The organism is Pusillimonas sp. (assembly GCF_035515275.1).
Lineage (GTDB): Bacteria > Pseudomonadota > Gammaproteobacteria > Burkholderiales > Burkholderiaceae_B > Pusillimonas.
Genome location: NZ_DATJBQ010000040.1, coordinates 1 through 15,127, shown reverse-complemented (window position 1 = coordinate 15,127; position 15,127 = coordinate 1). Strand labels below are relative to the sequence as shown.

Below are 15,127 nucleotides of genomic sequence, written 5' to 3'. Positions count from 1 at the left end.
AGGCGCGCCGGTCGGCAGCCCTTTTCGAAGTACACACATGATCAGAAGTTTGAAAAGCGGTAGCGCAGCCGCGTGGACCTACAGCCTCGCCGGCCTGGCGGCGCTGGTGGTTCTTTGGTGGCTGGGCGCGCGCTGGCTGCAAAACGGCATTCCGCTGGCCTCGGCATTAAGCCCCGGCCCGGCCTTTGCCAGCCTGTACGAGCTTGTTACCCAGAATCAGCTAACCACACACACCCTTACCAGCATGAAGCGCGTGGCGGTTGGCCTGGGGCTGGCGCTAACGCTGGGCGTACCCATCGGGCTGGCTATTGGCTCGTCGCGCACACTTGAAAAAAGCACCAGCAGCGCCTTTCAGTTCTTGCGCATGATCTCGCCGCTGTCATGGATGCCCATCGCCGTCATGGTGTTTGGCATCGGCGATGCGCCCATTTATTTCTTGCTGACGTTTGCGGCCGTGTGGCCCATTATCCTGAACACCGCTGCGGGTGTTCGCCAGCTTGACCCCAAATGGATGATGCTGGCCAAAAGCCTTAGTGCCACCCGCGTCGAAGTACTGTTCAGGGTGGTGCTGCCGGGCATCTTGGGGCACATTCTTACCGGCGTGCGGCTGGCCATCGGCATTATCTGGATTGTGCTGGTGCCCTGCGAAATGCTGGGTGTCAGTTCGGGCCTGGGCTACTTCATACTCGACACCCGGGACCGCCTGGCCTATTCAGAACTCATGGCTGTAATCGTACTGATCGGTGCCCTGGGCTTCATGCTGGACACCGTAGCGCAAAAGCTGTATCAGCGCTGGACGCATTCAACGTCCAGCAACTGACCAGCCAGGTTCACATACCGTTCACTTGCCTACGGCATGTGACACATAAGCGGCGACCGCGTCAATTTCTTCGTCGCTTAGCGTTTGCGAAAAGTTAGGCATGACGCCCAAGCCTTCGCGAAGCGCCTTTTTAACGGCAGCCATATCGGGCTTGATTTCATCCAGATCGGGGCCAATGGTGCCGGACGACCCGGCGTCCGCCATCGTGTGGCAAACCGCACACGCAGGCACCGCCTTGCTGATAAAAAGCTCTTTGCCTTGCTGCAATTGTTCAGCGCTGGGTGTTTCGGCTTGAACTGAAAAGGCGGCGCCCGCGAAGGACGCCGCTGCCAAGAATACAACTACTGCTTGCCGCATTGAAATGTTCCTGAAGACTTACTTGATATAAACATAACGGTTATGCCGACCTAAACCACCTTGACGGTAACCATATGGTCGCGCCAACTGTTGTTAATGTAGCCACGGTTGTTTTCGACCCTGTTTTCGGGCTGAGTCTGACCGTCGTCGTTGGTGACCCGCGACGCCAACTGATGCTCGCCGGCAGCGAGGTCGGCCACCAGCACAAAGGCGCGCCAGGCGTATTTGCCCAGGTCAGGGCCGGTAAACTCGGCCTCTTGCCAGTCTTTGCCGCCATTGGTCGAAACCTCGATTTTCTCGGCTTCGCTCATGCCGCCCATGGCCACGCCGCTAATAACCACTTTGCCGGCCTTGACGGTTTGGTCGGACCCAAACGGGTCGTTGATCCACGACTTGGGCGGCATTTCCCAGACGGAATCGTGCTGGGGGGTGCCTTTGACCCCGACCGGCGACATGCGATAACTGTTTTGCTGAATGCTGGCCGGCGACTGGTCTTTGGTGAACGCCAACTGCTTCAAGTACTTGACGTTGTTGACGCCGGTATAGCCCGGCACGATCATGCGCAACGGCCCGCCATGCGCCAAAGGCAAGGGCTCACCGTTGATCTCCCAGGCCAAGAGCGCGTCTTCGATGCCCTCTAGGGGCACGGATCGCTCAACCATAACAGTATTGGGATCGAGCCCGGCAGGAATCTCTTCGCCGCCGGTGCCGGTCATGTATTTCATGTCGTCGAGCATGCCGCCGCAAGCCTCGAGCACTGCCTTGACGGGCACGCCCGTAAACACCACGCAGCCTGCCGCGCCGACTGTCCATTGGGTACCGCTGGGTTTATGCGGAAAATACGCGCGACCGTTGCCGGAGCATTGCAGCACCATGGCCACCGACTCTAGACCCAGGTTCTTAAGTTCGGCCACTGTGAAGCTGCGCGGGTTCTTCACGCCGTCAATCTGTACCTGCCACGCATCGGGTTCCTTCATGATGTCGGCCGACGGCGGATTGACGTTATTGCGAATGAACAATCTGTTTAACGGTGTAATACCGCTGGACCCAAACGCTGTACGACGCGTCTCGATGGTATTGGCGCTGTGCACAATCAGGCTGTCGGCGTCCTTCCATTGAGCGTAGTCGGGCAATGGCTTGGCGCTGGACACCGGCCCAGGGTTGGATTGCGATGCCGGTTCGGTCGAGTCGGCAAATGCCGGTGCACCAAGGCCCGCCCACGCTACTGCGCCCCCTGCCGAGGCGAGCAGCCGACGGCGAATGAAGTTTGTTTTATGTTCCATAATGGCCTCCTTGCCAAAAAACTTGATGCTGCCAGGTTAAGGCTTTAATCGGAAACCGGTGTGCCGGGTGCCAGGTTGCGCCGGCCCTTATTTCCGAACGTAATTTGAACATGTGCAAATCATAACAAAGCCTGCCGCCTGCGCCCCTGGCCCCCCCAAACGGCCCACAAGAAACGACGACCATCCCCGCGGGCATGACATGCCGGCGCATGCGCCGCCGGCTTCGCAGTACAATACGTGGTTTCACTTGCCCCCGGGATCGACACCCGTTACGGCCATCTACCATGCAAGAAACCTCGATTAAACGCGCTGCCGCTACAGCGGCGGCGTCCGCCCCTGCCGGCGCCCCCCTTTCCAAGTCCGACTCAGGCCCCCGTCGCAAGCTGTTCATAAAGACTTTCGGCTGCCAGATGAACGAGTACGACTCCGACAAAATGGTCGACGTGCTGCGTGAGGGCCAAGGGCTTGAACTCACTCAAGACCCGGAAGAAGCCGACGTCATCCTGTTCAATACTTGCTCGGTGCGCGAAAAGGCTCAAGAAAAAGTGTTCTCGGATTTGGGCCGGGTACAACATCTTAAACAGTCCAAACCCGACCTGATCATTGGTGTGGGCGGTTGCGTGGCCAGTCAAGAGGGCGAGGCCATTGTTCGGCGCGCGCCTTATGTAGACGTAGTGTTCGGCCCCCAAACCTTGCATCGCCTGCCCTCGCTGATTGCCCAACGCAAGCAGTCGGGGCGCTCTCAGGTAGACATCAGCTTTCCCGAGATTGAAAAGTTCGACGCCTTGCCCCCGGCCAGCATCAACGGCCCCAGCGCGTTTGTATCGATCATGGAAGGCTGCAGCAAATACTGCAGCTTCTGCGTCGTGCCGTACACGCGCGGCGAAGAGGTTTCCCGCCCCTTTGATGACGTACTGGTCGAAGTGGCCGACCTGGCCGACCAGGGCATCAAAGAAATTACGCTGCTGGGTCAGAACGTCAACGCGTATCGCGGCCCCATGGGCGACACCGCCGAAATCGCCGACTTCGCCATGCTGCTGGAATACGTCCACGAAATCCCCGGCATCGAGCGCATTCGTTACACCACTTCGCACCCCAAGGAAATGACCACGCGCCTTATCGACGCGCACGGCAGGCTGCCCAAGCTGGTGCCTTTCCTGCACTTGCCGGTGCAGGCCGGCAGCGACCGAGTGCTGGCCGCCATGAAACGCGGCTATACCTCGCTGGAGTTCAAGTCTATTGTGCGCAGGCTGCGCGCCGCGCGCCCCGGCATGGTGCTGTCTTCTGATTTTATTGTGGGCTTTCCGGGTGAAACCGAGGCCGACTTTGAAAAAACCCTGGATCTGATCCGCGATGTGGGCTTTGACCAGTCGTTCTCGTTCATCTACTCGCGTCGGCCCGGCACCCCTGCCGCCGACCTGGAAGACAACACCAGCAAAGAACAAAAACTGGCACGGCTGCACAGGCTGCAGGCGCTGGTTAACGAGCAGGCCGCCGCCATCAGTCAGGCCATGGTGGGCGGGGTCGAGCGCGTGCTGGCCGAAAAGCCCTCTAAGCGCGACCCCAACGAACTGATGGGCCGCACCGAAAACAACCGCATCGTTAATTTTCCTGCACCCGCCCGGCTCATCGGCCAAATGGTCGACGTGCGTATTATTTCGACCAACACCAATACGCTCAAGGGCGAAGTGGTGTCTGTGGAGCCCGAACAACGCCCATGAGCAGAGCCTCCCGCCATAAGCCCCTTGCCGTCTACCTTGAAGGCGACAACACCCACTTGGCCAATCTATGCGGCCCGCTCGACGAGAACCTGCGGCAAATCGCCGACGGCTGGAACGTAAAACTGAACCGCAGGGGCAACCGCGTTACCGTCGAAGGCGAGCAGGCACAAGCCGCCGCCGATGCCTTGCGACTGTTTCATCAACGTTCGGTGCACAAGCCGCTTTCCATCGACGACATACAGCTGGGCTTGGTCGAACTGGGCGCAGGACGTAGCCAGGACGAAGCCGAGTCCACCGAAGTGCCGCTGCCCGAGCTTCCGCCCATCGACGACCAAAGCGGCGACATCTCGCTGCGCACCCGCCGCAGCGACCTGCGCCCGCGCACGCCTCGGCAGCGCGATTATTTGAACAACATCCTCAAGCACGACATCACCTTCGGCGTGGGGCCGGCTGGCACCGGCAAGACCTGGCTGGCGGTAGCCTGTGCCATCGACGCCCTGGAGCGGGAATCGGTTCAGCGCCTGGTGCTTACCCGTCCGGCGGTCGAAGCCGGCGAGCGCCTGGGCTTCCTGCCCGGCGACCTGGCCCAGAAGGTCGACCCGTACTTGCGCCCTCTGTACGACGCCCTGTACGACCTGATGGGCTTCGAGCGCGTGCAGCGCCTGTTCGAAAAACAGACCATCGAAATCGCACCGCTGGCCTATATGCGCGGGCGCACATTGAACCATGCCTTCGTCATTCTGGACGAAGCTCAAAACACCACGCCCGAACAGATGAAGATGTTCCTGACCCGTATTGGCTTCGGCAGCAAGGCGGTCGTCAACGGCGACCCATCGCAGGTCGATTTGCCGCGCGGCCAACCAAGCGGGCTTTCCCATGCGCTTGAGGTGCTTGAATCGGTTCAAGGCATTGCGACCACACGCTTTACCAGTCGCGACGTTGTTCGTCACCCATTAGTGGCACGCATTGTGGATGCCTACGAAAAGGCTGGCGCCAGTGAGCATTAAGCTTACTTTTGCCGTGCAATACGCCATACCTGCGCCAGAGCTGCCCCGATGGCGGCTAAGGCGCTGGGTTCAACGCGGGCTTGATATTGCCGCCGAGGCCATGCCCGAGTTGCGCGGGGCCGCCATTACCGTGCGCCTGGTCGACCTGGATGAAGGCCGCGAGCTGAACCAGCAATTTCGAGCACGCGACTACGCCACCAATGTACTTACCTTCGAGTATGGCCTGCACCCCGACGGAGTCATGGCGGGCGATGTCGTTCTGTGCTTGCCCGTGCTGCAACGCGAGGCCGACGAACAAGGCAAGGCGCTGCAACACCACGCCGCCCATCTGGTTGTGCACGGGGTGCTGCACTCTTTGGGGCACGACCATTTGGACGACGCGCAGGCCCAGGTTATGGAAGGCCTTGAAACACGCATTCTTGCCTCGATGCGCATTGCTGATCCTTACGCTTGATCTTGGTATTAAGGCCAAGTCAAACGCCATGGTGGGTCGATTAAATTTCTCGTTCTCGGTAAAACACCCTGGGCGCCGAGTGTTACAGCCGAAAAGTTTTGCAATTTCGGTTATGCTAAAAGATTAGTAACCAGTCCAACGGACAATGTCAGAATCCAACCCCCCCGACGCCGAACCCCGATCTAAGAAGGCGTCCTCGAAATCACTGCTTAGCAAACTAACGTCTGTCATTCGCCGCGAGCCGGCATGCTCGGCAGACATCAAGGCAGTTCTCGAGGCCGCACACGAGCGCCAAGTGCTAGACGGCGATGCCTACACCATGATCTCGGGCGCTCTTAACGTCGCCAATCAAACCGCTGCCGACATCATGGTGCCCCGCTCCAAGATCGACATGCTCGACATCGCCAAACCACTGGCCGAGCTTCTTCCCGAAATAATCGAAACCGGCCACTCGCGCTTTCCCGTATACGAAGACGACCGCGACAACATCGTTGGTATCCTGTTGGCCAAAGACCTGCTTCTTACCATCACCAACCCGTCGATCGATCTGCGTCCGCTGGTCCGGCCTGCGGTTTTCATTCCTGAAACCAAGCGCCTGAACGTGCTGTTGCACGACTTTCGCAGCAGCCGCAACCACCTGGCCATTGTCATCAACGAGCATGGCGGCACGGCAGGCCTGGTCACGATGGAAGACGTGCTCGAACAGATCGTCGGCGACATCGAAGACGAATACGACGAGGACGCCGAGAAAACCATCTTCCAGACCGGCAGCAACAGCTGGCGCGCCATGGGCGAAACCGAGATCGGCGTCTTCAACCGCGCCTTCAACACCAACCTGCTCGACAACGAGTACGACACCCTGGGCGGCTGGTTTACCGCCGAGCTAGGTCGCATTCCAAAACGAGGCGACACGCTTGATGTCGAGGGCCTGAACCTGACTGTGGTGGGCGCTGACAACAAACGGGTGCTCTGGCTGCACATACAACACGATGCGCAAAGCCCCCTGGCTATGCCTGATGCGGCAGGCTAAGGCTTGAAGCCCACCGTTGCTCAGTGGCGCTACGGCGTCAGCTTGCTGCTGCTGGGGGCCGCGCATGCCCAGGCCTACGCGCCCCAGCCGCTGCCCAGCCTTGTTCTGCCGTATATACAGCTTGTCTGTCTGGCTTTTCTGGCGCGGGCCATCTGGCGTACGCCTAGCGTCAAAAGTGCCGGCCTGGCGGGCTTTTTGTTTGGCCTGGGTACGTTTGTCGTCGGCCAGTACTGGATCTTCATCAGCCTGCACCGTTATGGCGGCATGGCCGCGCCGCTTGCGTCGACCGCCGTTGTGCTGCTGGCAGCCGTCGAGGCGTTGTTTTATGGTGTGGCGGCCCTTGCCGCAAAATGGCTCTCGCAACGCTATCTGCGACCCGACGACAATTACGTCCGCCATTTTTTGATCATTGCCGCCTGGGCTTCGTGCTGGACACTGGCCGAGTGGTTGCGCGGCACCCTGTTTACGGGGTTCCCGTGGCTGGCCACCGGGTATGCACACGTCGACGGTCCGCTGTCGGGCTGGGCGCCTTTGGTGGGCATGTACGGCGTTACCTGGATCGCCGCCTTCTTATGCAGCGCAGTGGGCCTGCTGCTTTATTTGCAGCGCACGGGCCGCGAAGCGCCTGCTGCCGCAACCGTGGCCGGCGCTATTGTACTGGTGGGGGTCGGCTGGGTGCTGGCCGGAATGTCGTGGAGCCAGCCCGAGGGCAAGCCAGTATTGATGCGCCTGGTTCAAGGCAACGTACCCCAGTCTGAAAAATTTGATCCGGCGCTGATGCAAAGCGGCATTGAAACCTACATGCAGCTCGCCGCCCTGCCCCCCAGGCAACCAGGCATGGATCCAGCGGTAATCGTACTGCCTGAGACCATTATGACGCTGTTTCAGAACCGCTATGCGCCACAGGTGTGGGAGCAATGGCGCAGCATTGCCGAGCAACGCAATGCTGCCGTAATTATGGGCGTGCCGCTGCATTCGCGCGGCCCCGAGGGCGAACGCTACACAAACAGCGCCATTGGCTTCGACGCCGACACACCGGTCGAGCACCTGGTCTCGGGCACCACCGAAATGCGCTACGACAAGCACCACTTGGTTCCTTTCGGCGAGTTCGTTCCCCCGGGCTTCCGCTGGTTCGTGGATGCCATGCATATACCCTTGGGCGACTTCGACCGCGGCGCAATGCAGCAAAAGCCTTTTGAAATGGCGGGGCAGCGCCTTGCGCCCAATATTTGCTACGAAGACGTTTTCGGCGAAGAAATTATTCAAGGCGTGCAACCCAGCGAGCAATACGGGCCCGGCGCCACCATACTGGTCAATATCAGCAACCTGGGCTGGTTCGGCGAGTCGTGGGCGTTGCGCCAACATCTGCAGATTTCGCGCATGCGTGCGCTGGAAACCGCCCGCCCCATGGTGCGCGCCACCAATACAGGCATGACAGCCGCCATCGACCCCGACGGCACCGTGCGGGCAACGCTTGATGCACATGTAAAGGGTGTGCTTGACGTCGAGGTTCAGGGCATGTCGGGACTGACCCCTTACACTCGAACCGGGAACTGGCCGATACTGGCGTGGTGCGCCCTGCTGCTGGCTGCGGTGGTGTTACGCCGCCGCAACCAAACGGCCTAGAAGCCGGGAGAATCGAGCAGTTGCCCGAACGCCTCGGGGGTAACCGGGGCCGAATAAAAAAAGCCCTGCACGTAATCGCACCCCGCCTCTAGCAAAAGGCTGCGCTGGCCCGGCGTGGTAACGCCTTCGGCGATGACCGCTATGCCCAATTTATTCGCCATAAGAATCACCGCCTCGCACAACCGCTGATCTTTCAGGCTGCGTTCAATATTGCGCACAAATGAAAGGTCTATTTTCAGATAGCCCACGTTGTAGTTCTGCAGGTAGGGCAACGACGAACATCCCGTACCGAAGTCGTCGAGTGAAATTTGCATACCGGCATCGCTGAACGCCAACAGCTTATTGCCGATTTCAGGGCTGACATTCATAAGCAGCCTTTCAGTAATTTCAATGACCATGCTGTTGCCCGGCAGATCGTACCGCTGCAGTATTGCCAAAAGGTCGGCCGGATGCAGGTTAGGGCTTGAAAATTGGGCGAGCGACATATTCACCGCCATCTGGACATCGGGGTGACGGCTTCGCCATTGCGCCAACTGCGCAGCAGCTTCTTTAAACACCCAGTGTCCGATTTCAACGATCAACCCGGTTTCTTCGGCCTCTTCGATGAAGTGCAAGGGGCCCAGCAGGCCATTTTGCGGATGCTGCCAACGTAGCAGCGCCTCGGCCTTGACCACGCGCCCGCTTCGTAAATCGATGATGGGCTGGTAATGCAGGACGAACTGCTGGGAATGCAGCGCCACAGAAAGGTCGCGTGCCAACTGCCTGCGCACACTGGCGTCTTTACGCATGCCCGGCACAAACAGACTGTAGCCGTTGCGCCCCAGCTCTTTGGCCGCATACATGGCCAAGTCGGCACTTTCAATCAGTTCGTCGGTGGTTTCGCCGTCTTGCGGATAACGCACGACGCCGATGCTGACCGAAACCAGACCCCGGTCCTGATCCAGCACGAAAGGTTCGGCCACGGCTCGAACAATCTTTTCGCACACGGTGCGAATTTTCTCGGGCTCGGTGACGCCGTCAATAACAACACAGAACTCGTCGCCGCCCAAACGAGCCACCAGATCAGAGCGACGTACGCACCCCAACAAACGGGTCGACACCTGGCGCAGCAGCTCATCGCCCCTGGCATGTCCCAAGGTGTCGTTGATTTCTTTAAACAGATCCAGGTCTAAGTACAGCAAAGCCAAGCCCGACCCGGTGTGCCTGGCGTACAGCATTTTAGCTTCAAGGCTTTGCTGCAGCATAAGCCGGTTGGGCAAACCGGTAAGGTAGTCGTAATGAGCTTGGTGCCAAATGCGTTCGTCGCGCCGTTTTTTCTCGGTCACGTCCGAAAACAACCCTACCCTGCAACGTACGCTGCCGTCATCGTTGTACGAAGTGCTTATATTGAGCCGCTCGACATACTCTTCGCCATTTTTACGGCGGTTCCAGACTTCGCCTTCCCAGCTTCCTTCAGTGGTGATCGTGTTCCACATCGACGCGTAAAACGCCTTATCGTGACGACCTGAACTTAGCACGCTGATGCGCCGGCCCACGACATCGTCCAGTGCGTAACCAGTAATGTCGGTAAATGCGGGGTTGACCGTTATGACAACGCCATTGGCATCGGTAACCACCATGGCGGCATTGCTGTGCTCGTACACCAACGAGGTCAGTTGCGCCATCGACTCTTCTTTCTTGCGGTCGGTGACGTCAAGCATGACACCCGACACAATGCGCTTGCCGTCGACCAGCAGGCTTGAGCCGAATATTTCCACGTCAATAAGGCTGCCGTCCTTGCAGCGCGCCTTGCGCTCGTAGTGAACCTCATGACGCACGTCGGTAAGCGTCTGACGCAGCTTCTCGGCTACGCGCTGACGCTCGTCGTGCGCTACCACGTCGAAAATCTCGAGCTCCAGGATCTCGGCCCGGCGATAACCCAGCATCTGCGCCAAGCGCGTATTCACATAACGGAAGCGGTCATCTTCCAGCAAATACATGCCCACCGCCACGTTCTCAGCCAGGCTGCGAAACATAGCGGGTGTCCAGGCGGGGTTACCCTCGAGATGCGAAAACAAATGCCGATGACGTTGCCACTGGTCGACCATGGGGTCGTTCTTCCTGTCGTAGTGGGAACTGCTGGTCTCAATTTATAAGTGGCGCCGTGCGAACCTTGGGCTTGATTGCGCAGCCCACGCTGCCCGAACGCCATTATTCGTTTTATCGCGCGTATTGTACCCTTAACGACACGGACAGTTACAAACGGCCCGCTTGCCAACCCTTAAACCTATGGTGCCGGGTTGGGATACCGCTCGTGAATGGCTTCAATGCCCTTTACAAGGTCTTCGGAAAGCGTCACGTTGATGCTGGCGATGTTTTCCTTGAGCTGATCCAGCGTAGTGGCCCCCACCAGGTTGCTGGTAAGAAACGGCTGCCGGTTGACAAACGCCAAGGCCATGGTTGCCGGGCTTAAACCATTGCTTCGAGCCAGGTTGACATAGGCGCTGGTTGCGGCCACCGCTTGCGGGCGCGTATAGCGTGTAAAGCGCTCGAACAAGGTAATGCGGGCGCCCGCCGGGCGTTCGCCGTTTTCGTATTTGCCCGACAACCACCCAAAAGCCAGAGGCGAATATGCCAGTAGGCCAACCCCGTCGCGATGCGAAAATTCAGACAGGCCCACTTCGAACGTGCGGTTCAGCAGGTTGTACGGGTTCTGAATAGACACAATGCGCTCCAGCCCCATTTGCTGCGCGGCCGCCAAAAACCTCGCTACGCCCCAAGGCGTTTCATTCGAGACACCGATATGGCGGATTTTTCCTTCTTTGACCAGATCAGACAACGCCTGCAGGGTTTCTTCAATTGGCACCGTGAACGGCTCGTCTTCATACGGGTAGGCGGTGCGGCCGAATGTGGTGGTGCTGCGATCGGGCCAATGCAATTGGTACAAGTCGACATAATCAGTGCCCAGGCGCTGAAGGCTGCCGTTAAGGGCCTCGACCAGATTGGGTTTGTCGAACTGGTTGGCCGCACCGCGTATATAACTGGGCCGCCCCGCCTGACGCGAAGGGCCGGCAATTTTTGTGGCCAGAACAATCTTGCTGCGCAAGCCGGTCTTTTTAAGCCACGACCCCACAAAGCGCTCGCTGCACCCATAGGTTTCGGCCCTGGGCGGCACCGGGTACATTTCAGCAACATCAACCAGGTTTACGCCTTGCGCATAGGCGTAGTCCAGTTGCTCGTGCGCTTGAGCTTCAGTGTTCTGCTCTCCGAATGTCATGGTGCCCAGGCCGATAAGGCTGACGTCAAGATCGGTTGTTCCTAGCTTTCGAAACTGCATGGTTCCCCTCCGGGTGCTGAATGACCCGTCGATTGTAGTATGCGTTGTTCCAACACAAAAAAACGCATCAACTTGCACAAAAAAAAAATATGGTGCATAATTTCGCTTCTTTGCTAGGCACCGCAACACGGGGGTATAGCTCAGCTGGGAGAGCGCTTGCATGGCATGCAAGAGGTCAGCGGTTCGATCCCGCTTACCTCCACCAGTTCCTAACAAAGAAGGTAGTTAAAAGCAGTAAGCAGCAAGCCCATAATTGGGTAGAACCACAGGCAAATAAAATTGCACGGCGGTTCCCAGGTTTGAAGCGTTGAGGCCATAAGCACACTCGCTTCATGCTACAATTTAAAGCTTGATTGTCCTTCTAGTCCCCTTCGTCTAGAGGCCTAGGACACCACCCTTTCACGGTGGGTACAGGGGTTCGAATCCCCTAGGGGACGCCAGTTTTTCTGGCAAGCATTACACCGCTGCGGAGCGGTAGTTCAGTTGGTTAGAATACCGGCCTGTCACGCCGGGGGTCGCGGGTTCGAGTCCCGTCCGCTCCGCCACAAGATTTTAAAAAAAGCACTTGCTAAAACGCCGAGTGCTTTTTTTTCGCCTGCATTCGCATTAATTCACTCGATAAGACAAAACATCGATACTCTCGACGAACCTTTGCGATACCATGACCCCCTCTCTAAGGGTCTGAAAAAATATAAATAGCAGGGGAACTCAAAATGCGCCGCGAAATTAAATCAGGGAAGTTAGCGCTAAAAAGCAGCTTCGTTACAGCGTTGTTTGCCTTCACATCACTGGCCTTGGCCCAGGACGCCGGGCCCTACAGTGCTGAAACGATTTATTTTGGCGGAAACATTCTAACGATGAGCGGTGACGCGCCCAGTTACGCCGAAGCAGTGGCCGTTCGAGACGGGAAAATCATTAAGGTCGGCTCCAAGACATCAGTATCACAGCTAAGTGACCGCAGCACTCGCATGGTCGATCTTGCCGGTAAAACCATGCTGCCAGGGTTTATTGACGCTCACGGGCATGCCTGGATGACGGGCTTTCAAAAGTTATCAGCCAACTTGCTGCCTCCACCCGACGGCAAAGGAACTGACATCCCGACCTTAGTGTCCTTGCTTAAGGAATGGCAAGGCAAAAACCGCGTGGCAGTAGACAAGGTGGGTTGGATTATCGGGTTTGGCTACGATGATTCTCAACTGGCTGAAAAAAGACATCCCACCGCGGCTGACCTGGATCAGGTTTCAACGGAAATCCCTATCGTCATCATTCACCAGTCCAGTCATTTGGCGTCCATGAATCACAAGGCTTTGGAGTTGGCCGGGATTACCTCTGCATCCGCCAATCCTGCTGGTGGAGTGATTCGACGGATGCCCGACGGACACACGCCAGACGGCGTATTGGAGGAAATGGCGTTCTTTGCCCCGATGTTTAAAGTGTTAGGCTCTTTCGACAAAGACGTGAGCGAAGACATTGCGCTTGCCGGGGCAGACTACTACGCGCAATTTGGTTTTACTACGGCCCAGGAAGGACGCGCCAGTAAGCAGATTACCCAGACGTGGCAAAAGCTGGCCGACGAAGGAAGGCTAAAAATTGATGTGGCCGCTTATCCCGACCTTCAGGCAGAGCGTTCGTTTATGGAAGAGATTGGAGTGCAAAAAGTTTATCGCAATCACTTCCGGGTTGCTGGTATTAAATTAAGTTTAGATGGTTCGCCGCAGGGCAAGACAGCTTGGCTGAGCACGCCATATGCGCATGCGCCCGCAGGACAGCCCGCAGATTATCGGGGTTATCCTGCCATTCCTGACAATGATGATTTGCAATCGTTGGTGAATCAGGCGTTCAAGAACGATTGGCAGGTGCTGGCTCATACCAATGGCGACGCTGCCTCTGACGCCTTGATCAACGCTGTCGCAGTCGCCGAAAAGGAATACGGCAAAAGCGACCGCCGCACCGCCATGATTCACGCGCAGACCGTAAGAGAAGATCAGCTGGATCGCATGAAGCAACTTGGTATCGTGCCTTCGTTTTTTTCCATGCACACCTTTTACTGGGGTGATTGGCATCGGGACGAAACGCTTGGGCACGAAAGAGCGATTCGAATCTCGCCGACGCAATCTGCACTAAAACGCGGCATGTGGTTCACCGAGCACCACGACGCTCCCGTGGCTTTGCCAAGCAGCATTATGATTCTTCACACTACGGTGAATAGAACCACCCGTAGCGGCGCTGTACTTGGGGACGAGCAACGGGTCGATCCATACATAGCCCTTAAGAGCATCACCGATTGGGCATCACGCCAGTATTTTGAAGACAATAATAAAGGCACAATCAGCGTCGGCAAGCTAGCCGACCTAGTAATTCTGGATAAAGACCCAACTAAAGTGGATCCAGCCGCTATTCGCGATATTCAGGTGCTTGAGACGATCAAAGAAGGCCAGACGATTTACTCACAACATTAATCCATGGCTAAGGTCGTTACCTCGACACACCAGCCTTGCGGTAAACATGCGCGCTACATCCTGGTCTTCGACCGAGGTGCGCGGCAACCGCCCCGCTAAGCGCGAAAACAAATGTGCCGATCAGATCAAGCGAAGTAAACAGGGCATGTATGCTCACTCGTTGTGTTCCTTCTCACACAACCAGACCGAAGCGGCCGTCAGCATGGCCTGCAAGCCTGTTTTCAGCGTGGGGTCAAGAACGGGGGCGAATTGTGGAGAATGATTGCTGGGAATTTCATTGAGACGGTTTTCTTTCTTGGCCTTGGCATAGGTTTGGGCGTCGGTGCCGCCCACAACCCAGAACGCGTACGGCGTTTTCCAGGCTCGCCCAAAAACGCTGAAGTCTTCGCTGGCTCCGGCAGGCTTGGTCTCATGTGCGCTCTCGCCAAATTGGGCCTTGAAAGCCTGAGCCACTTTTTCTGTCGACTCGACATCGTTGCGGGTCAAGGGGTAAGAGCTTATAGGGGTGAACTCCGGCTCTTTGGGGGCGTTTGACGCAGCGCATTCGGCGCAACAGATACGCTTGATCGCGGACAGCATGGTAGCGCGAACGCCTTCATCGTAAGTACGTATATTCAGCTTGAGCGTGGCCTCGGCCGGAATAATGTTTTCTTTGGTTCCGGCCTGCAACGAGCCGATTGTCAACACCGCGCTGTCTATCGGTGCGATTTCGCGTGAAACAATCGTTTGCAGCCGCATCGTCGTTGATGCCGCCATAATGACCGGATCAATGGAGGTTTGCGGCTGAGAGCCGTGGGAACCGCGACCAAAAAGCCTGATCTTCATGCTGTCACCCGCAGAAAGGATGACGCCGCTGCGATAGCCGACGGTGCCGGCTGCGCCCACCATCACATGCTGGCCCAGAATAATGTCAGGCTTAGGGAAACGCTCGAGCATGCCATCGCTCACCATGGCCTGCGCCCCCCGCCCCACCTCTTCGCCAGGCTGAAAGACCGCCAATACAGTGCCCCGCCACCGATCGCGATACTTGGACAAAAGCCGCGCTGGGCCCATC

Annotated in this window: 12 protein-coding genes and 3 tRNA genes; 10 read left to right on the top strand and 5 right to left on the bottom strand. The window is 57.6% G+C overall.

Annotated features, from left to right (window positions below; all coding sequences use genetic code 11):
• Positions 1-37: 37 nt before the first annotated feature.
• The gene (locus VL003_RS02640; protein ID WP_325439300.1) at positions 38-820 is read left to right on the top strand and encodes an ABC transporter permease; all 783 of its coding nucleotides are present in this window, start codon (positions 38-40) and stop codon (positions 818-820) included.
• A 21-nt stretch (positions 821-841) separates the two neighbouring features.
• Here the strand turns inward: VL003_RS02640 and sorU are convergent, their stop codons facing one another.
• Positions 842-1,177, bottom strand: a complete 336-nt coding sequence (gene sorU / locus VL003_RS02635; protein ID WP_325439297.1) for a SorU family sulfite dehydrogenase c-type cytochrome subunit — start codon at positions 1,175-1,177, stop codon at positions 842-844.
• Between the two features lie 50 nt (positions 1,178-1,227).
• Positions 1,228-2,460, bottom strand: a complete 1,233-nt coding sequence (sorT, locus tag VL003_RS02630) for a SorT family sulfite dehydrogenase catalytic subunit (RefSeq protein WP_325439295.1) — start codon at positions 2,458-2,460, stop codon at positions 1,228-1,230.
• A gap of 284 nt (positions 2,461-2,744) precedes the next feature.
• Between sorT and miaB the strand changes: the two genes are divergently transcribed.
• From miaB to lnt, 5 genes are all read left to right on the top strand, one after another.
• Complete coding sequence (gene miaB / locus VL003_RS02625; protein WP_325439293.1) at positions 2,745-4,181, top strand: tRNA (N6-isopentenyl adenosine(37)-C2)-methylthiotransferase MiaB; 1,437 nt, start codon at positions 2,745-2,747, stop codon at positions 4,179-4,181.
• Positions 4,178-5,188, top strand: coding sequence for a PhoH family protein (locus VL003_RS02620; protein ID WP_325439291.1), 1,011 nt, complete (start codon positions 4,178-4,180; stop codon positions 5,186-5,188). The genes miaB and VL003_RS02620 overlap by 4 nt, the downstream gene beginning before the upstream one ends.
• On the top strand, positions 5,178-5,642 hold the full coding sequence (ybeY, locus tag VL003_RS02615; RefSeq protein ID WP_325439289.1) for an rRNA maturation RNase YbeY: 465 nt from the start codon (positions 5,178-5,180) through the stop codon (positions 5,640-5,642). The genes VL003_RS02620 and ybeY overlap by 11 nt, the downstream gene beginning before the upstream one ends.
• Before the next feature lie 145 nt (positions 5,643-5,787).
• The gene (locus VL003_RS02610) at positions 5,788-6,672 is read left to right on the top strand and encodes a CorC family transporter (RefSeq protein WP_325439287.1); all 885 of its coding nucleotides are present in this window, start codon (positions 5,788-5,790) and stop codon (positions 6,670-6,672) included.
• Positions 6,673-6,675: 3 nt separating this feature from the next.
• The gene (lnt, locus tag VL003_RS02605) at positions 6,676-8,298 is read left to right on the top strand and encodes an apolipoprotein N-acyltransferase (protein ID WP_325439285.1); all 1,623 of its coding nucleotides are present in this window, start codon (positions 6,676-6,678) and stop codon (positions 8,296-8,298) included.
• Here lnt and VL003_RS02600 read toward each other — a convergent pair.
• A complete protein-coding gene (locus tag VL003_RS02600; protein WP_325439283.1) occupies positions 8,295-10,385 on the bottom strand; it encodes a putative bifunctional diguanylate cyclase/phosphodiesterase in 2,091 nt (696 codons plus the stop codon). The genes lnt and VL003_RS02600 overlap by 4 nt on opposite strands.
• Positions 10,386-10,564: 179 nt before the next feature.
• Positions 10,565-11,614: an NADP(H)-dependent aldo-keto reductase gene (locus VL003_RS02595; RefSeq protein WP_325439281.1), complete on the bottom strand. Its 1,050-nt coding sequence runs from the start codon at positions 11,612-11,614 to the stop codon at positions 10,565-10,567.
• A gap of 129 nt (positions 11,615-11,743) precedes the next feature.
• On the opposite strand from VL003_RS02595, the gene VL003_RS02590 reads away from it, so the two are divergent.
• From VL003_RS02590 to VL003_RS02575, 4 genes are all read left to right on the top strand, one after another.
• Positions 11,744-11,819 (top strand) — tRNA-Ala (locus VL003_RS02590).
• A 159-nt stretch (positions 11,820-11,978) separates the two neighbouring features.
• Positions 11,979-12,054, top strand: a tRNA-Glu gene (locus VL003_RS02585).
• A 28-nt stretch (positions 12,055-12,082) separates the two neighbouring features.
• Positions 12,083-12,159 (top strand) — tRNA-Asp (locus tag VL003_RS02580).
• A 168-nt stretch (positions 12,160-12,327) separates the two neighbouring features.
• A complete protein-coding gene (locus tag VL003_RS02575) occupies positions 12,328-14,073 on the top strand; it encodes an amidohydrolase (protein ID WP_325439279.1) in 1,746 nt (581 codons plus the stop codon).
• A 153-nt stretch (positions 14,074-14,226) separates the two neighbouring features.
• Here the strand turns inward: VL003_RS02575 and VL003_RS02570 are convergent.
• On the bottom strand, positions 14,227-15,127 hold a 901-nt coding region (locus VL003_RS02570; RefSeq protein WP_325439277.1), incomplete at its 5' end, for an amidohydrolase.

Excerpts from the sequence above, each read along its gene's own strand:
- VL003_RS02610 (WP_325439287.1), top strand. The coding sequence starts at position 5,788 with ATGTCAGAATCCAACCCCCCCGACGCCGAACCCCGATCTAAGAAGGCG.
- VL003_RS02595 (WP_325439281.1), bottom strand. The coding sequence starts at position 11,614 with ATGCAGTTTCGAAAGCTAGGAACAACCGATCTTGACGTCAGCCTTATC.
- miaB (WP_325439293.1), top strand. The coding sequence starts at position 2,745 with ATGCAAGAAACCTCGATTAAACGCGCTGCCGCTACAGCGGCGGCGTCC.
- VL003_RS02620 (WP_325439291.1), top strand. The coding sequence starts at position 4,178 with ATGAGCAGAGCCTCCCGCCATAAGCCCCTTGCCGTCTACCTTGAAGGC.
- VL003_RS02600 (WP_325439283.1), bottom strand. The coding sequence starts at position 10,385 with ATGGTCGACCAGTGGCAACGTCATCGGCATTTGTTTTCGCATCTCGAG.
- VL003_RS02575 (WP_325439279.1), top strand. The coding sequence starts at position 12,328 with ATGCGCCGCGAAATTAAATCAGGGAAGTTAGCGCTAAAAAGCAGCTTC.
- VL003_RS02640 (WP_325439300.1), top strand. The coding sequence starts at position 38 with ATGATCAGAAGTTTGAAAAGCGGTAGCGCAGCCGCGTGGACCTACAGC.
- sorU (WP_325439297.1), bottom strand. The coding sequence starts at position 1,177 with ATGCGGCAAGCAGTAGTTGTATTCTTGGCAGCGGCGTCCTTCGCGGGC.
- sorT (WP_325439295.1), bottom strand. The coding sequence starts at position 2,460 with ATGGAACATAAAACAAACTTCATTCGCCGTCGGCTGCTCGCCTCGGCA.